This is a genomic window from Pseudomonas sp. JY-Q, assembly GCF_001655295.1.
Taxonomy (GTDB): domain Bacteria; phylum Pseudomonadota; class Gammaproteobacteria; order Pseudomonadales; family Pseudomonadaceae; genus Aquipseudomonas; species Aquipseudomonas alloputida.
In genome coordinates this window covers 3,626,917-3,643,433 of the sequence record NZ_CP011525.1, presented here as the reverse complement: position 1 = coordinate 3,643,433, position 16,517 = coordinate 3,626,917, and the positions used below count along the sequence as shown (strand labels likewise).

Annotated in this window: 15 protein-coding genes; 6 read left to right on the top strand and 9 right to left on the bottom strand. The window is 63.0% G+C overall.

Annotation, left to right across the window (positions count from 1 at the left end; genetic code table 11):
• Positions 1–32 precede the first annotated feature (32 nt).
• Both nosP and AA098_RS16540 read left to right on the top strand, forming a co-directional pair.
• Complete coding sequence (nosP, locus tag AA098_RS16545) at positions 33–1,196, top strand: nitric oxide-sensing protein NosP (protein WP_003254110.1); 1,164 nt, start codon at positions 33–35, stop codon at positions 1,194–1,196.
• The gene (locus tag AA098_RS16540) at positions 1,165–3,063 is read left to right on the top strand and encodes a NahK/ErcS family hybrid sensor histidine kinase/response regulator (RefSeq protein ID WP_064614781.1); all 1,899 of its coding nucleotides are present in this window, start codon (positions 1,165–1,167) and stop codon (positions 3,061–3,063) included. Before nosP ends, AA098_RS16540 begins: the two co-directional genes overlap by 32 nt.
• Before the next feature lie 45 nt (positions 3,064–3,108).
• Here the strand turns inward: AA098_RS16540 and AA098_RS16535 are convergent, their stop codons facing one another.
• From AA098_RS16535 to AA098_RS16500, 7 genes are all read right to left on the bottom strand, one after another.
• A complete protein-coding gene (locus AA098_RS16535; protein ID WP_003254108.1) occupies positions 3,109–3,774 on the bottom strand; it encodes a response regulator transcription factor in 666 nt (221 codons plus the stop codon).
• A gap of 54 nt (positions 3,775–3,828) precedes the next feature.
• Positions 3,829–4,389 carry a PQQ-dependent catabolism-associated CXXCW motif protein gene (locus AA098_RS16530; RefSeq protein WP_003254107.1) on the bottom strand — a complete coding sequence of 187 codons (561 nt, stop codon included), beginning with the start codon at positions 4,387–4,389 and terminating at the stop codon, positions 3,829–3,831.
• Between the two features lie 204 nt (positions 4,390–4,593).
• A protein-coding gene (locus AA098_RS28570) for an IS3 family transposase (RefSeq protein WP_085983016.1) occupies positions 4,594–5,948 on the bottom strand; the annotation gives its coding sequence in 2 pieces (ribosomal slippage) (positions 4,594–5,472 and positions 5,475–5,948; 1,353 coding nt in all).
• Positions 5,949–6,134: 186 nt separating this feature from the next.
• Entirely contained in the window at positions 6,135–6,926 is a 792-nt protein-coding gene (locus AA098_RS16515) for an ABC transporter permease (protein WP_060538209.1), read from the bottom strand.
• Positions 6,923–7,663: an ABC transporter ATP-binding protein gene (locus AA098_RS16510; RefSeq protein ID WP_003254104.1), complete on the bottom strand. Its 741-nt coding sequence runs from the start codon at positions 7,661–7,663 to the stop codon at positions 6,923–6,925. Before AA098_RS16510 ends, AA098_RS16515 begins: the two co-directional genes overlap by 4 nt.
• The gene (locus tag AA098_RS16505; protein WP_054888204.1) at positions 7,660–8,649 is read right to left on the bottom strand and encodes a YVTN family beta-propeller repeat protein; all 990 of its coding nucleotides are present in this window, start codon (positions 8,647–8,649) and stop codon (positions 7,660–7,662) included. The genes AA098_RS16510 and AA098_RS16505 overlap by 4 nt, the downstream gene beginning before the upstream one ends.
• 30 nt (positions 8,650–8,679) lie before the next feature.
• On the bottom strand, positions 8,680–9,873 hold the full coding sequence (locus AA098_RS16500) for an ABC transporter substrate-binding protein (RefSeq protein ID WP_014860446.1): 1,194 nt from the start codon (positions 9,871–9,873) through the stop codon (positions 8,680–8,682).
• Positions 9,874–10,023: 150 nt separating this feature from the next.
• Between AA098_RS16500 and AA098_RS16495 the strand changes: the two genes are divergently transcribed.
• Together AA098_RS16495 and AA098_RS16490 are read left to right on the top strand one after the other, a co-directional pair.
• Positions 10,024–11,301, top strand: coding sequence for a histidine kinase (locus tag AA098_RS16495; RefSeq protein WP_054888205.1), 1,278 nt, complete (start codon positions 10,024–10,026; stop codon positions 11,299–11,301).
• A complete protein-coding gene (locus AA098_RS16490; RefSeq protein ID WP_003254098.1) occupies positions 11,298–11,936 on the top strand; it encodes a response regulator transcription factor in 639 nt (212 codons plus the stop codon). Before AA098_RS16495 ends, AA098_RS16490 begins: the two co-directional genes overlap by 4 nt.
• 360 nt (positions 11,937–12,296) lie before the next feature.
• Here the strand turns inward: AA098_RS16490 and AA098_RS16485 are convergent, their stop codons facing one another.
• Positions 12,297–12,956 (bottom strand): pentapeptide repeat-containing protein, encoded by a 660-nt coding sequence (locus tag AA098_RS16485; protein ID WP_064614780.1) that lies wholly within the window; start codon positions 12,954–12,956, stop codon positions 12,297–12,299.
• A 66-nt stretch (positions 12,957–13,022) separates the two neighbouring features.
• Complete coding sequence (gene exaA / locus AA098_RS16480; protein ID WP_012052783.1) at positions 13,023–14,918, bottom strand: quinoprotein ethanol dehydrogenase; 1,896 nt, start codon at positions 14,916–14,918, stop codon at positions 13,023–13,025.
• A gap of 254 nt (positions 14,919–15,172) precedes the next feature.
• Here exaA and pedF point away from each other — a divergent pair, with 254 nt between their 5' ends.
• Positions 15,173–15,634 (top strand): cytochrome c-550 PedF, encoded by a 462-nt coding sequence (gene pedF, locus AA098_RS16475; protein WP_014860448.1) that lies wholly within the window; start codon positions 15,173–15,175, stop codon positions 15,632–15,634.
• A 5-nt stretch (positions 15,635–15,639) separates the two neighbouring features.
• The gene (locus AA098_RS16470) at positions 15,640–16,515 is read left to right on the top strand and encodes an ABC transporter substrate-binding protein (RefSeq protein ID WP_054888207.1); all 876 of its coding nucleotides are present in this window, start codon (positions 15,640–15,642) and stop codon (positions 16,513–16,515) included.
• Positions 16,516–16,517: the final 2 nt, after the last annotated feature.

The following is a 16,517-nucleotide window of genomic DNA, read 5'->3' as shown; positions in this document are numbered from 1 at the left end:
GATCATTCAGCCACCCCGTGCCGGAGACCACGATGCAGCAGGCTCATAACGACGGTGTGGTCAGTGCCATGTCGCAGGCTACCGACGCACGGCTGGCCGCTCAGGACCTGGCGCGGCAGTTGCTGCACCCGCACCTGGGGTTCGTGCTGTTCTTCTGCTCCGCCGAATACGACTTGCAGGCTTTGGGCGAAGCGTTGGAACAAGACTTTGGCGGCATACGCCTGGTCGGCTGCACCAGCGCCGGTGAAATCACCCCGCTGGGCTACGGCCGCAATTGCGTGACGGCGGTGGGCTTCGATCACCGGCACTTTTCGATCGCCACCGCGTTGATCGATGAGATGGAGCGCTTCAGCCTGATCGACGCGCAGCAGATGGTCGAGCGGCTGGTCGGCACCTGCCGCAGCAATACCCTGGCGCCAATCAAGGGCCACAGCTTTGCACTCACGCTGCTCGATGGCTTGTCCAGCCGCGAGGAGATGGTGCTTGCCGCACTCAGCGCAGCCCTGGGGGATATCCCGCACTTCGGCGGCTCGGCCGGTGACGACAACTACCTGAACCGCACCCATGTGTATTACGGCGGTACATTCCACAACGGTGCAGCCGTGGTGGTGCTGGTCAACACCTGGCTCGACTTCGAAGTGTTCACCACGCATCACATCCTGCCGCGCCAGGAAAAGCTGGTGGTCACCGGTGCCGACAGCGCCCAGCGCCGGGTTTTCGAACTGAATGCCGAGCCGGCGGCCGAGGAATATGCCCGCCACATCGGTGTACCCGTGGCTGCGCTCGATCACCGGGTGTTCGCCGCCCACCCGCTGGCCGTGCGCATTCATGATCAGTACTACGTGCGGGCGATCCAGCAAATGCACCCTGACCTCAGCTTGAGCTTCTACTGCGCGGTGGAGAACGGCATCGTGCTCACGGCCATGACCCCGGGCCCGCTGTTGCCGAACCTGCACCAGCTGTTCGATGGCCTGCACCAGCGTCTCGGACCGTTGTTGCTGACCATCGGTTGTGATTGTTTCCTGCGGCGGCTGGAACTGGAGGCCCACCACGGCCTGGAGCCGGTCGGCGCGTTCCTGCGCGAGCAACGGGTGATCGGCTTCAACACCTACGGAGAACAGTTCAATGGCATGCACATCAACCAGACCTTCACCGGGGTCGCCATTGCCCGCAACCGGCCTCCTGTCGGTCGCTGAACTGCAGGCCGAGCTGACCCGGCTGCAGCACCAGAACCACAAGCTGCAGCGCATCAATGACGCACTGATCGAGCGCATCGAATCGGGCGTGACCCGGGGCAACGACCCATACGCCGCGTTCCAGCATTCAGTGGTGCTGGCCGAGCAGGTGCGCGAACGCACCGATGCGTTGAACCAGGCCATGGCCGAGCTCAAGGCCGTCAACCGCCTGCTCAGCGAGGCCCGGCAGCGGGCTGAGACGGCCCATCAGCACCAGATTCGCCTGATTACCGAAAACGTCCCGGCGCTGATCGCCTACCTGAACGCCGATCTGGTCTACGAATTCACCAACAAGGTTTACGAGGAGTGGTATTGCTGGCCGCATGGCGTGATGCTGGGCCAGAGCCTGCGCGAGGCCCACAGCGAGCAGCATTACCAGCGCCTGGAAGGCTACGTGGCGCGGGCGCTGGCGGGGGAGAGCGTAACGTTCGAGTTTGCCGAGACCAATGTCAACGGCCAGGAACGCTACATGCTGCGTTCCTACGTGCCGAACCGCCTGGCCAGTGGCGAAGTGGTGGGTATCTTCGTGCTGATCCGCGACATCACCGAGCGCCGCAACACCGCACAGGCGTTGCACCAGGCGTATCAGCACCTGGAGCAACGGGTGCGCGAGCGCACTGCCGAACTGACCAGCCTCAACGACCAGTTGCTGCGCGAAATCGAAGAGCGCAGCCAGGCCGAGTCGCGTCTGCGCGAGGCCAAGCGCGAGGCCGAGCAGGCCAACCTGTCGAAAACCAAGTTCCTTGCTGCGGTCAGCCATGACCTGCTGCAACCGCTGAACGCGGCGCGGCTGTTCACCAGTGCATTGCTTGAGCGCGACGAGCCGCAAAACGCTGCCCACCTGGTGCGAAATGTCAGCAATTCGCTGGAGGATGTGGAAAACCTGTTGGGTACCCTGGTGGATATTTCCAAGCTCGATGCCGGGGTGATCAAGGCCGATGTCGTCCCGTTTGCCCTCCACGAACTGATGGACAACCTGGCTGCCGAATACGCCCAGGTGGCGCGTAGCGAAGGGTTAGAGCTGCATTTTGTGGGGTGTTCTGCCGTCGTGCGCAGTGACATCCAGCTGCTGGCGCGCATCCTGCGCAACCTGCTCAGCAATGCTATCCGCTACACCCGCAGCGGGCGCGTGGTGCTGGGGTGTCGGCGCCAGCGCGGTGGCGTGCGGATTGAAGTGTGGGACAGCGGCATCGGCATTGCCGAAGAACACCTGGAAGACATGTTCCTGGAGTTCAAACGGGGTGATGTGCAGCGCCCGGACCAGGACCGTGGGCTGGGCCTGGGCCTGGCAATCGTGGAGAAGATCGCCGGCATCCTCGGCCACCGGATCCGCGTGCGGTCATGGCTGGGCAAAGGCTCGGTGTTCGCTGTCGAGGTGCCGCTGAGCGCCACTGCACCCAAGGCCCAGCCGAGCCAGGCGATCTGCGAGCCAATGCTCGAACGCCTGCGCGGGGCGCGGGTGTGGGTGCTGGATAACGATGCGGCGATTTGCGCGGGCATGCGCACCTTGCTGGAAGGTTGGGGCTGCCGGGTGGTCACTGCGCTGTCGGAGGAAGACCTGGCGCGCCAGGTGGACAACTACCACGCCGAGGCCGACCTGCTGATTGCCGACTACCACCTGGACAATGACTGCAATGGTGTCGACGCCGTAGCGCGGATCAATGCCCGCCGCGCCCAGCCGCTACCGGCGCTGATGATCACGGCCAACTACAGCAACGATCTCAAGCAGCAGATCCGCGAGCTGGGTCACACGCTGATGCACAAGCCCGTAAGGCCGATGAAACTCAAGACGGCGATGAGCCATCTGTTGGCCAGTGGCGTGGCATAGCGGTTGGCCGCTTCGCGGGTTTACCCGCGAAGCGGCCGGAACAGGTCAACGGCGCAGATAATCAGCAAAATCGATATCGCCAGCACTGAGGATGGCTTGTACCCGGTTGTGCACATTGAGTTTGCGCAAGATCGCCGAAACGTGGGCCTTGACTGTGGTTTCGGCGATGTCCAGCGTGTAGGCGATCTGCTTGTTCGATTCACCTTTGGTCATGCGCTCGAGCACCAGCAGTTGCTTGCGGGTCAGGGCCTGGAGCATTTCCGGCGGGAAGCTCGGGGCATCGTTATGGCGCCGGCTGGTACTGCTTTTTTGCGCGCGGATGATGTCTGGCGGCAGGTAGACATTGCCATTGAGGATCTGCTCGATCGCTTCGATCATCTGTGAGCGTGGCGACGACTTGGTGATGAAGCCCACGGCACCGTAGGTAATGGCCTGCAGCACGATCTGCTTTTCCTGCTCGGCCGAAACGATGACCACCGGCGTGGTTGGCGCCTCGTTGCGCAGGGTGATCAGGCCATTGAGGCCGTGCATGCCGGGCATGTTCAGGTCGAGCAGGATCAGGTCGAGGTCGTCATGCGCCTGGGTCAGGGCCAGGGCGCTTTCAAGGTCGGCGGTCTCCATGACCTCGCTGCCCTGGAAGCCATCGCTGATGACATTGTGGATGGCTTCGCGAAACAGGGGGTGATCGTCGGCAATCAGAATTTTGTACATGGCCTTTTCACCTTGTTTTTATTGGATGGAGCGGGGCACGCATACGCAGGCATTTCAGGGGAACGGCACCGGTTGTGCCGGCTGCAATGGCAGGTTGGCTTGCTGCCAGGCATCCAGGCCGTCGCGGTACCAATACAGGTTGTTATAGCCCAAGGCTTTCGCGCGTTTTACCGCGTTCCAGCTTAACCAGCAATCGGAGCGGCAGTAAAAGACCAGTGGTTGGTCCGGGTGCCCGGCCGTGGCTTTTTGCAGGTTACGCACGAAGTAGTCCTGCCATGCCGGGCTCAGTTCGCCGTCGCCAGTGTTGGCCAGCCACAGGCTGCCGGGGAGGTTGCTGTGTGGTTCGTCTTCGATGAAACGACCTTGCAGCCATTGGCGGCGATAGACGTCGATCAGCACCGGCCTGGGCGTCTGGCCCAGCAGGCTTTGCAAAGTGGCGGTGTCGACGACCTGGCCGCCTTCGACCTGTTGCGGGGTCGGGCTGCGATAGTGCGTGCTGCGATAGCCGTCGGCGGAGAACAGCGGCGCCGTGTCAGCCTGGGCGATGCCTAGCGTCAGGCTCAGCGAAAGTACCGCCAGCAAAGGGCGTGGCAGCCGGGGCAGGGCACGTGGCATGGAGGTTTTTCCTTTTTGTTATGGACTCATTACATGCCAGTGGCGGTGCTTTGTGAATGCGACGATAGACAGTAAATGCAGTACTAAAGTAGTAGATGGCCGGGCGCCTGAAGGCAGGGAGACGCCCAAGGTGTGGGAGCAACTGTCTTGCTCAATTTCTGAAAGCTGGCGCGATCTGGACTGCCCCCCAAAAGTTGGACAGTTTTAAGCTGCAGCCTGAGCCCTGTACTCCACAGGGCTCAGGCCATTGAGCCTCAGCTTGATGCGATCATGGTTGTAGTAGTGAATGTACTCATCCAGACCCGCTCTCAGCTCATCAATGCTCTCGAAACGCTTCAGGTAGAAAAACTCGGATTTGAGCGTGCCGAAGAAGCTTTCCATGGCCGCGTTGTCCAGGCAATTGCCTTTTCGAGACATGCTCTGCTTTACCCCACATTCGCTTAGCTTACGGCGGTATTGCGCCTGCTGGTAATGCCATCCCTGATCCGAATGCAGCACGAGCTTCGGTTTCTCTCCCAGGCAATCGAGCGCTTTGCCAAGCATGTTCCCAACCAGGCTATAGCACGGGCGGCTGGCCATTTCGTAGGCCACGATTTCGCCGTTGTACAAATCCATCACGGGCGACAGATAGAGCTTCTGTTGAGCTACTTTGAACTCGGTTACGTCAGTCACCCACTTTTGGTTTGGGCGTTGAGCGATAAAATTTCGCTCCAGTACATTCGCTGCCACTTTACCGACGGTACCTCGATAGGAGCGATATTTCTTGGGGCGCACTACTGATTTCAATCCCTGCTCAGCCATCAGCCGTTCAATGACCTTCTTGTTCACCCGCTTTTCCTTCCTGATTACGAGTGCGATACGGCGATAACCATAAAGCCCTTTCTGCTCGTGGTAGACGCGATGCACCAATGCCTTGAGCTCAGCATGCCGATCTGGCTTCTGCTGAGCTTTGAGCTGGTAGTAGAAGGTGCTGCGCGCCAGCTCGACCAGTTGAAGGAGGTCAGGCAAAGGAAATCTGCGCTTGAGTTTGGAAACGATCAGGACTTTTTCCCGCGTGTTCGTTCCTTTTCCTCGCGCAGAGCCTTGAGCTCCTTTAGGACAGCATTCTCCATGCGCAGGTACTCAAGTTCAGCCATCAGCTGATCTCGAGACTTCTGATCATCATTGGTATCGGTGGGTTTGGCAGGCTTGATCTTCTTCGACACGTCGATTGGCTTTCTTGGCTTGATGGCAGTAGAGGGTGCAGGACTGCCACTGTAGTACTGCCGCTGCCAAATGCCTATCTGAGAGGACTGCCCAAGACCAAAGTGGGCAGCGGTCTGGCGCAGCGAAAGCCGATGCTCGTGCATATAGCTAAGCACCTGCTGTTTGAAATCACTGGTATAGCGCCGCCCATGCGAGCCTGGACCAATGCCATTATTGGCCTGATAACTGGCCACCCAGCGTCGAAGCAGGCTGAAATCGATACCTAAGTGTTGAGCCACCTTTCGGAAACCGTTGCTGCCATCCAGGTAGGCTGTGATCGCTGTGAGCTTGAATTGCTCGGTGTACTTACCCATAGATCCCCCAAGGGTTGGATTGGTGTCCAACTTCTTGGGGGCAGTCCACCGTGTGGGAGCGGCCTTGCGTCGCGAAAGGGCCGCAAAGCGGCCCCCGGTTTCAGCTGCACCGCACACATGGCCGGGGCTGCTGCGCAGCCCAATCGCGACACAAGGCCGCTCCCACACGCGTTACACGCCAGGTTTTCAGCGCGGCTTGCGCAGCGCTGCATGCTGGGGGTTGAAGGTGAGGATCGCCAGCAGGGTGAACAGCCCGGTCAAGCCCAGGCACACCGCCAGCGCCAGCAGGTTCATCCGCTCATAAAGTGCAAACCGCACCAGCTCTACGGCATGGGTGAACGGGTTCACAGCACACAGCCAGTACAACCACTGGCTGGCCTCGCGCATTTTCCACAACGGGTACAGCGCCGACGACAGGAAGAACAGCGGGAAGATCACGAAGTTCATCACCCCGGCGAAGTTCTCCAGCTGGCGGATGGCGTTCGACAGCAATAGCCCCAAGGCACTGAGCATGAAGGCCACCAGCAGCAACGCTGGCAGCGCCATCAGCAAGCCCGCTGCCGGTGGTTGTACCCCGTATAACCAGGCGATGGCGAGGAAGGCATAGACTTGCAGCAGGGAAATCAATGAAGTTGCCAGCAGTTTGCTGCCCAGCAGGAACGGGCGTGGCAGCGGGCTGGTCAGCAACACGCGCATGCTGCCCATCTCGCGGTCGTAGACCATCGACAATGAGCCCTGCATGCCGTTGAACAGCAGAATCATGCAGGCCAGGCCGGGGATGATGTACACCTCGTAGGGGATGTAGGTGTCGTACGGCTCGATGATGGCAATGCCCAGCGCTGCGCGAAAGCCGGCAGCGAACACCAGCAACCACAGCAGCGGGCGTACCAGCGCGCTGAGCAGGCGTGTACGCTGCAGCACGAAGCGCAGCCATTCGCGCAGCATGATGCCGTTGAAACATTGCCAGTAAGCGTTCATCGGGCGTTGGCTCCTGAGGGGGCGTTGGTCAAGCGGGCAAAGGCGTGATCGAGGTCACCGCCGTGCTCAAGGCTCAGCGCATCGGCGGTGCCACTGGCCACCAGGCGCCCCTGATGCAGAATCAACAAATCATCGCTGGGCTGCACTTCGTCCAGCAGATGAGTGGCCCACAGCACACTGAGCTGCTGCTCGCGGCACAACCGGCGCAGGTGCTGGTTAAGCGCCAGGCGGCTGGCCGGATCGAGGCCGACGCTGGCTTCGTCCAGCAGCAGCAGGCGCGGTTCATGCAGCAGCGCGCGGGCAATTTCCACCCGCCGCCGATGGCCGATGTTCAGCTCACGCACACGATCGCGCCGGCGTTCACCAAGGCCTTGGCGGGCCAGTTCGGCTTCGACCCGCAGGTGGCTCTGACGCCGCGACAGGCCATGCAAGGCGGCGTGGTAGCGCAGGTTCTGCTCAACGCTCAGGTCCAGGTCCAGGGTGCTTTGCTGAAACACCACGCCCAGCTGGCGCAAGGCCGGGCGTGCAGCGTTGCGTAGCGAGCAGCCACACACGCGGATGTCGCCATGCTGCAGGTCGTACAGGCGCGTGAGCAGGGCGATCAAGGTCGATTTGCCGGCACCATTGGGGCCCAGCAATGCGGCGAAGCGCCCAGGTGCCAGGCTGAAGCCGACCTGCCTGAGTGCCTCGCGCTGGCCATAGGCAAAGCTCACGTCACTGACGTCGAGGGCATTCATGGTGTCACCACCACGCCCCAGGGGTAGCGCCCGACCTTCACCGACTTGAGCACTTTGAGCTGCTTCACATCGATGACCGAAACGTCACCGCTGACACCGTTGGTGGCCAGCAACTGGCGCTGGTCCGGGGTGAATGCCAGCTGCCAGACCCGCCGCCCGACCAGCAGGTAGTCGAGCACATCAAAGGTCTTGGCATCGATCACCGCCACGTGGTTGGCCGGGCCCAAGGCGACGAAGGCGTACTTGCCATCGGCGCTGAGCTTGATGCCCACTGGTTGGACTTTGTCCGGGTGCACGCCCTTGATCTGGAAATTCAGGGTTTTCAGCACCTGGCGCGTGGCCACGTCGAGTATGGTCACCGTGCCGCCGATTTCTGCCGAGGCCCACAGGCGCGAACCGTCTTTGCTGAACTCGACGAAGCGCGGGCGCTGGTCGACCAGCGTGCTGTCGGCCAGGGTCTGGGTGCTGGTGTCGATCCAGTGCAGCATGTTGGTGGTTTCACTGGTGTTGACCGCCCACTTGCCGTCAGGGCTGACCGCCATGCCTTCGGGTTCGATGCCGACTTCGATCTGCCCGAGCACCTTGTCGGTGACGGTGTCGATCACTGTCACCAGCGCATCGTCCTCGTTGGACACATACAGCCAGCGGTCGTTGGGGTGCAGGGCGAACTGCTCGGGGTCCTTGCCGGAAGGCAGCTCCTTGATGATCTTGCGTGTGGCCACGTCCATCACCTGCACCCGGTCCGAATCGCTGGCGCAGATGTACAGCAGCTTGCTGTCGTGTGACAGCAGCAAGCCACGCGGGCGCTGGCCCACCGGCAGGGTTTCGGTGACTTCCAGCGTTTGCATGTCGATCAGGCTGAGGCTGTTGTCCTTCTCGTTGGAGACCCAGGCGGTGGCAGCCATGGCGTGACTGCTGGCCAGCGCCAGGGCGCCCGACAGCAGGCTGGGGTAAATCAGGGCCCGGTGGAAGAGGGGGCGGCGCATGGCGGATTCCTTATTGTTGTGGTTGTCGGGTCAGGGGTAGCTACACGTCACTTCGGGCTTGTCATAGCCCAGGCTGTCCATTTCGTTGAAGGGATGCAGGAAGCCCTCCTGCGGCGAGGTGCTGACCAAGGCGCGGGGCTGAACCAACGGGATCGGCTGGCGCAGTTCGCCGTTCCACGGGCGGTAACTGAGCTTGCGCCCCTTGAAGCCGTCCAGCGGCAACTGCTCGCTGAGCAGCAGTTGCTGCAGCGCGCGAGGTTCGGCCAGGCGCAGCTTGCTGGCCGCACTGGCGACACTGCGCACAGCCATCCAGGCGGCGAAGTCACGGTCATTCATCCAGCGCCCGGCCTGGGCCTCGAAGCGTTTTTGCAACTGCGCCGCCCCGAAGGTTTCCACCGTCTTGTGCCAGCCCGTGGGGGTCAGGCCCTGGGTACCGGCCACCGGGCGTGGATACCACGTCTGGTAGGGCAGGTACTCGCCGAAGTCACCGCGCTCGTCGGCCACCAGTACCACGTCGTATTCGGCAGTCTGGGTGAACAGCGGCATGTCGGCCTGGGCGCTGCGGCGCTGGTCGTTGTCGAACGTCCAGGTTTTTTCCGCGACCAGTTGCACGCCAAAACGCTTCACCGACCGCCGCAGGGCAGCGGCGTAAGCCTGGTCGTCCGGGGTCTGGCCGACCACCAGCAATGCCCGTTGCCATTTGCGCAGCACCAGAAACTGCGCCAAGGCATCGGCCAGCATGGCCCGGCTCGGCAGGCTGTGCAGGACATTGCCCAGGCACTGGCTGCTGCGCAGGCTGTCGTCGGGGCTGCCGGCGTTGAACAACAGGCTGTCGGGCAGGGCGGCAGACAGCGCGCGCAGGCTGGCGGCCGGGGCATTCACCACGAACAGGCGCAGGCCTTGTTCATGCTGGGCCCTGGCGGCTTGCAGCAGGGCCTCGGGGCTGTCGACATTGGCGCTGGTCAGCTGAAACTGCTGCTTCAGGAAGCGCCCGGTGCTGTTGCTGTCGACAATGGCCAGTTCGGCACCTTGGAGCCCGGCATCGCCGGGTTCGGGGATGACGTTGGACAGCAGCGGGCCAGCGGCGGGGCGATAGCCCAGGTAGCCGATGCGTATGTGCAACGGGGCTGCGGCCTGGCCCTGAGCGGCGGGCGCCTGGGGCGTAGCCAGCGTTGCGGCCAAGGCCAGCAGGCAGGTCAAGGCAAGGTGGGCAGGCTGGCGCATAACACACTCCACGGCAGATGGCGCCAGCATAGGAAGCCCGCCGGGAGGGGGGAATATGCAGAAAGTAGCGCTCGGCCGGTACCAAGGTAGTAATTCAGTGCGGGGGCCGCAGTTTTACGATGGTCCACAACGGCCTGAGGAGAACCGCTTGTGCGCCTTGTCAACTTGTCGGCCCTGTGGCGAGTCAACCTCTGGGTCACGTTATGCTTCGCCTTGGTGACGCTGGCTTGTGCCGGGGTGCTGTTGCACCAGGCGGTGGCCGACGTCGAGCGTGAGTTGCAGTCAGCCGAAGCCGTGGTGGCATACCTGGGCGACACCGCCGAACGCGACCCGGCAAACCTGCAGCCCGGCTTGACCAAGAACCTGCGCCATGTGCGGGTGCATTGGCTGGCAGCGGGTGAGGTGCCAAGGCTGCCGCAAGAGGCCGGTATGGATGCCTGGCTCGGCCGCCAGTTGTTCGGCGAGCGCTACCACAGCAGCCGGCTGCTGGACTTGAGTGATGGCCGCCGCGTGTTGATTGCCGTGGATGCGCGGGATGAAATCGATGAAGTCTGGGACTCCCTGCAACAACTGCTTGTCGTTTGTGGCCTGGCGTTGTTGCTGAGCTTGTTGACCATCCGCTGGGCGGTACGGCGGGCCATGGGCCTGCTGGATGAGCTGCTGGGCGCCTTGCATCAGGTCTCAGGCGGGCAATTGACGGCACGCCTGCGCGAAGCCGGCCTGCCGGAAGCGCGCCAGCTGGCCAAACACTTCAACCGCATGGCCGCAACCCTGGAGCAGGCTCAGGCCGACAATGCCCACCTGACCCAGGCCCTGCTGGCGGTGCAGGAGCAGGAACGTACCCAGCTGGCGCAGACCCTGCACGATGATCTGGGGCAGTACCTGGCAGGCATGCGTGCCCAGCTATGCCTGCTGCGTATGGTGGCCGAACAGCCTGAAGTGGTGACGCAGACGGCGCAGGCCCTTGAATTCAATTGCGAGCGCCTACAGCAGGGTTTTCGCGCGCTGGTGCACAACTTGTATCCGGTGGCGCTGCACTACATGCCGTTGGCCGAGGCCTTCGGGCTGTTGGTGAGCCAGTGGCAGGCCAGCCAGGGCATCGAATGCCGGCTGCGGGTTGGCGAGCACTTGCCGGCGCTGCCTGGGGCGAGCAGAACGCATTTGTACCGCTTGCTGCAGGAGGCGTTGACCAACGTCGCCCGGCATGCCGGTGCCAGCCAGGTGCGGGTGCGCCTGCAGCGCAGTACCAAGGGCTTGCGCCTGTTCATTCGCGACAACGGCTGCGGCGGGTGCCAGCCCCAGCGCCCAGGGGTAGGCCTGCACTCGATGGCCGAGCGCGCCCGCAGCCTTGGGGGGGAGTTACGCATTTTCAGCCGCCCGGGCGGTGGCTGGGCGCTGGCCCTTAACATTCCCCAGGAGGTGCGATGAATATCGTGTTGGTCGATGACCACGCCGTGGTCCGCCAAGGCTACGCCAGCTTGCTGCGGGCGGTGCTGCCATTGGTGCAGGTGCGTGAGGCCGCCAGTGGTGAAGAGGCGCTGGCCAGGGTACAGGAGCAGGTGCCCAACCTGGTGATCATGGACTTTGGCCTGCCCGGTATCAGTGGCCTGGAAACCACCCGCCGCCTGCGCCAGCGCCTGCCGCAATTGCGGGTGCTGTTTTTCAGCATGCACGATGAGCTGCCGCTGGTGCGCCAGGCGCTGGATGCGGGTGCCTCGGGCTACCTGACCAAGAACTCGGCGCCTGAGGTGCTGATCGAGGCGGTGCAGCGGGTGTTGGCCGGGCATGCCTACATCGAGCAGCCCCTGGCCACCCAGCTGGCTTGCCTGTCACAGCAAAGCACCAGTGACCCCCGGTTGCAGCGCATGACCCAGCGCGAACTGGAGATATTCACGATGCTGGCCAAGGGCACCCCGGCGCGGGTGATTGCCGAGCAGTTGTGTATCAGTGCCAAGACCGTGTCCAACCACCTGACCTTGCTCAAGAGCAAGTTGCAGGTGAGCTCGCATGCCGAACTGGTGCATCTGGGGATTGACCTGGGGGTGGTGCGGGTGGCGGGGTGAGGTATTTCATTGCACCTGTTGGGGCTGCGTCGCAGCCCACCGCGCACAACGGAATGTGTCCACCCCCCGACATGTGTCCACCCCCGATCTGTGTGTGTAGGAGCGGGTTTACCCGCGAATACGGTGGCGGCGGCAACAGTGAACGGCGGGTGGAAATTGGCCAGCAGGCCCGGCCCTTTCACGGGTGAACCCGCGCCTACGACGGAATGTGTTCAACCCCCGATGCGTGTCCACCCCCGATCTGTGTGTGTAGGAGCGGGTTTACCCGCGAATACGGTGGCGGCAGCAACAGTGAACGGCGGGTGGAAATTGGCCAGCAGGCCCGGCCCTTTCGCGGGTGAACCCGCGCCTACAGGCCGCTCATTTGTCCCAGGTTTCAGGGCACCCCTTGCACCCCTCCATGTTGGCCTCCTGAAAATTCCCGTAATGCTGCCGCGCCCCGCGCAAATCGGCGTGTGCCAGGTTGCTCTGGCCAAACTTGGCCTCCTGCAGGTTGGCATCGCCCAGGTTGGCCGCTTGCAGGTCGGCCTTGCTCAACCAGGCCATCTCCAGGTCCGCCGCCTGCAAGTTGGCCTGCTGCAGCTTTGCCCCGGACAGCCTGGCGAACTGCAGGTAGGCTGCGCGCAGGTCCGCCTTTTCAAACTGTGCACCCTGGGCGAACAAGCCCCAGCCTTGAATGGCCACCAGCCTGCTGTTGCTCAGGTCAGCCAGGCGCAGATTGCTCTGTTGCAGGCTGGCGCGGGTCAGGTTGGCACCTTGCAGGCGGGCTTTTTCCAGATTTGCCAGGTCCAGTTGGGCATGACGCAGGTCGGCATCGCGCAGGTCGGCACCGGCCAGGTTCATCTTGCGCAGGTCCTGGTTGGCCAGGTTGGCGCCGCGCAGGTTGGCCCCCGGGCACTGGCTGGCTTCGGCAATCACACAGCCGTTGATGGTCAAGGGGGTATCGTTGCCGGCGTCGTCGGCGCTCACTGCCAAGGCAGGGAATAGCGCCAGCAGCAAGGTAAAGGGCAGGTAATTCATGGCAAAAGTCTCTGGGCAGGAGAAGGGCAGAAACGGGGAGGGGCGCAGGCCGCTCCCCGCTGCAGGTCAACGCTGTGCAGTCTTGTTGTCCCAGCTCGGGATCTTGAACACCCAGAACGAACCACCCTGAGCCACCGGTTTGGTCAGCTCGGCCATGTCGCCGCCCCACAGCGGTACTGCACCGCCGTAGCCCACGGTCACGCCGATGTACTGCTCGCCGTCCTGCTCCCAGGTGATGGGCGGCGAGACGATGCCGCTGCCGGTCTGGAACTTCCACAGCTCTTTGCCCGTCTTGGCGTCGAAGGCCTTGAAGAAGCCGTCGCCCGTGCCGGTGAACACCAGGTTGCCCTTGGTCGCCAACACCCCGGCCCATAACGGCAGGTGCTCCTTGTGTTCCCAGACCAGCTTGCCGGTGGTCGGGTCCATGGCGCGCAACGTGCCGACGTGGTCGTCGTACATGCGCTTGATACGGAAGCCCATGCCCAGATAAGCCGAGCCCTTCTTGTAGTTCACTTCCTCGGTCCAGTATTCCTCTTTCCACTGGTTGCCGGGGATGTAGAACAGCCCGGTGTCCTGGCTGTAGGCCATGGGGTTCCAGTTCTTGCCACCCAGGAACGGTGGCGAGACTTCCACCGGCTTGCCCTTGGTTTCACCCGGCAGCGGCTTGGCCGGGCGTTGGCCGGGGTTTTCCACCGGGCGGCCGGTCTTCAGGTCGATATGGCTGGCCCAGGTGATGTTGTCGACGAAGGGGAAGGCGTTCTGCAGCTTGCCGTTGTTGCGGTCGACCACATAGAAGAAGCCGTTGCGGTCGGCGTGGGCGGTGGCCTTGACCACGTTGCCGTTCTTGTCCTTGTAGTCGAACAGCACCAGCTCGTTGTTGCCGGAGAAGTCCCAGGCATCGTTGGGGGTGTGCTGGTAGAACCACTTGACCTCGCCGGTACTCGGGTCGACGCCGACCTGGCCGGAGGTGTACAGGCTGTCGAAGTCATGCGGGTTGCCGTCTTTCGACGTGCGCGCCCAGGTATTCCAAGGGCCGGGGTTGCCAGCGCCGACAATGATGGTGTTGGTTTCGGGGTCGAAGCTCGCGCTTTGCCAAGGGGCACCGCCGCCGTGGCTCCAGGCTTCGACCTTGCCGGTTTCGGTGGTAGGGTCGTCCGGCCAGGACGGCGCCTTGACGTCACCGGTCGGGGTGCTGTCCTTGCCGTTCAGGCGGCCCATGTGGCCCTCGACGAAGGGCCGCATCCACACTTCTTCACCGGTGTCCGGGTCGCGCGCGAACAGCTGGCCGACCACGCCGAATTCATCGCCGGAGCTGCCGTGGATCAGCAGCACCTTGCCGCTGGTCTTGTCCTTGATCAGCACTGGCGCACCGGTCATGGTGTAGCCGGCGCTGTGGTCGCCGAACTTCTTGTTCCACACCACTTTGCCGGTGCGCTTGTCGAGGGCGATGACACGCGCATCGAGGGTGCCAAAGTAGATCTTGTCGCCGTAGATCGCCGCCCCGCGGTTGACCACGTCGCAGCAGGGACGAATGTTGTCGGGCAGGCGGTGGTTGTAGGTCCACAGGCGTTTGCCGGTCTTGGCATCGAGGGCGAATACCCGTGAGTACGAGCCGGTGACGTAGACCACGCCATCGCTGACGATGGCCTGGGATTCCTGGCCGCGCTGCTTCTCGTCGCCGAAGGAGTAGGACCAGGCCGGGGTCAGCTTGAACACGTTCTTGTCATTGACCTGGGCCAGCGGGCTCCAGCGCTGGGCATTGGTGCCCATGCCGTACTGCAGCACGTCCTGGGTGGTCAGGTGGTCATTGGCGATGTCTTCCCAGGTGACGTTCTTGCCGGCAGGTGCAGCGGGTGTGCTGGCCGCTGTTGCCACATTGCCCAGGGCCAGGCTACCGGCTATCAGCAGGACGCGCACGCTCAGGGCCAGCGGGGAAAGGGCGGGTAGCGATCTTATTGTCATGGTTGCAGTTCCCAGTGGAGGTTTTGGCCTGCACAGGGTGGGGCGCAGCGGCCATCGCGGGATACGGAAAAAGTCCCGCCCTTGCCGGGAATAGTTCCCGCACGGCACCTCAATTGGCCCTTCGCCACAAGCCCTACTACCAAGGGATTAAGGCCCGGCCACCAAAGCAGCATTCGGCCGCCCGCGGGCTGTTTCTAAGATGGCGGCACGGCCTCTGTGGTTGAGGCTTTGTGTGCAATGGTGAGGGCATAACAATGACAACAAAATGCAATGTGTTGCTTGCTGCTGGGTTGCTGGCCGCAGCCGTGCTGACCGGTACAGCCTGGGCCCATGGCAACGTGGTGCCCCAGGCAGTGGAGACCAAGGGCCTGACCCCGATCAAGGACACTGGCGTGAGCCTAGACGGCGACGGCTGGGCCGCGGTCAACCCGTACCGCAGCTCGCCCGAGCACGAAAAGGCCGTGGAAATCGGCGCCTCGGCCTACAACCAGAACTGCGCTGCCTGTCATGGCCTGGAGGCCAAGTCGGGTGGTATCGCCCCTGACTTGCGCATGCTCGATGCGGGTGATGCCGGCGATGAATGGTTCGTCGAGCGGGTACGCCACGGCGCGGTTCGCGACGGCCGCGTGTACATGCCGAAGATGGCCGATTACCTCAGCCAGGAAGCCCTGTGGGCGGTGCGCACCTACCTCGACAGCGTGCACGTCGAGGAGTGACGGCCATGCGTCTGTGGGCGGTGCTGTTGAGTGGCCTGCTGCTGTGTTGCGCGGTGGCCCAGGCGCAGGTGCGCAACTATGACGCGATCATCGCCGCCGGCGAGCTCAAGGTGGCAGTGTACAAGGATTTCGCCCCCTACAGTTTCCAGGACCACGGCCAGCCGCGTGGTGTCGATGTGGAGCTGGCGCAGGCCCTGGCCACGGCCTTGGGGGTACGCCTGCAACTGATCTGGGCGCCACCCGGAGAAAAGCTCGACGATGACCTGCGCGACTACATCTGGCGTGGCAGCCCGCTGCGTCATCAGCAATTGGCCGACCTGATGATGCGGGTGCCTTACGATCGCGCCTACGCGCAGCGGCGCAACGAGCTGGGGGAGCTGGAAAACGCCCAGGTGGTGATGTTCGGCCCCTATCAGCAGGAGCGTTGGCAGGTGGCCTACGATCGCCGTCGCCTGGCCTCGGTGGCCAGTGTCGCGGTATTCCAGCAGCATCCTATCGGGGTCGAGGTGGACAGCGTGCCGTCGTTCTACCTGACATCGGTGTTCAACGGCATGCTCAGCGCCAGGACCCACCATTACCCCAGCGTGCAGCAAGCTTTCGCTGCCATGCAGGCCGGCCAGGTGGACGCAGTGATGGCGATGCGCGGCGAGGTTGACTGGCAGCTGCACCAGGCCGCCGACCCGCAACTGGCCCTGGCAGAAAACGCCTACCCGAACCTTGGCAAACAGGCCTGGGAAATCGGCATGGCCGTACATGAAAGCAACCGACAGCTGGCCTATGCCGTGGAGGAGGCCATGGAAGCGATGATTCGCGATGGCCGGCTCAAGGCGATGTATGCCGCATACGGCCTGCGTTACGAGGTCCCGGAGATGTATCAATAGGA

What these genes read in the sequence shown, in the direction of transcription:
- nosP (WP_003254110.1), top strand. Translation starts at nt 33, where the DNA reads ATGCAGCAGGCTCATAACGACGGTGTGGTCAGTGCCATGTCGCAGGCT.
- AA098_RS16535 (WP_003254108.1), bottom strand. Translation starts at nt 3,774, where the DNA reads ATGTACAAAATTCTGATTGCCGACGATCACCCCCTGTTTCGCGAAGCC.
- AA098_RS16530 (WP_003254107.1), bottom strand. Translation starts at nt 4,389, where the DNA reads ATGCCACGTGCCCTGCCCCGGCTGCCACGCCCTTTGCTGGCGGTACTT.
- AA098_RS16515 (WP_060538209.1), bottom strand. Translation starts at nt 6,926, where the DNA reads ATGAACGCTTACTGGCAATGTTTCAACGGCATCATGCTGCGCGAATGG.
- AA098_RS16510 (WP_003254104.1), bottom strand. Translation starts at nt 7,663, where the DNA reads ATGAATGCCCTCGACGTCAGTGACGTGAGCTTTGCCTATGGCCAGCGC.
- AA098_RS16505 (WP_054888204.1), bottom strand. Translation starts at nt 8,649, where the DNA reads ATGCGCCGCCCCCTCTTCCACCGGGCCCTGATTTACCCCAGCCTGCTG.
- AA098_RS16500 (WP_014860446.1), bottom strand. Translation starts at nt 9,873, where the DNA reads ATGCGCCAGCCTGCCCACCTTGCCTTGACCTGCCTGCTGGCCTTGGCC.
- AA098_RS16490 (WP_003254098.1), top strand. Translation starts at nt 11,298, where the DNA reads ATGAATATCGTGTTGGTCGATGACCACGCCGTGGTCCGCCAAGGCTAC.
- AA098_RS16485 (WP_064614780.1), bottom strand. Translation starts at nt 12,956, where the DNA reads ATGAATTACCTGCCCTTTACCTTGCTGCTGGCGCTATTCCCTGCCTTG.
- exaA (WP_012052783.1), bottom strand. Translation starts at nt 14,918, where the DNA reads ATGACAATAAGATCGCTACCCGCCCTTTCCCCGCTGGCCCTGAGCGTG.
- pedF (WP_014860448.1), top strand. Translation starts at nt 15,173, where the DNA reads ATGACAACAAAATGCAATGTGTTGCTTGCTGCTGGGTTGCTGGCCGCA.
- AA098_RS16470 (WP_054888207.1), top strand. Translation starts at nt 15,640, where the DNA reads ATGCGTCTGTGGGCGGTGCTGTTGAGTGGCCTGCTGCTGTGTTGCGCG.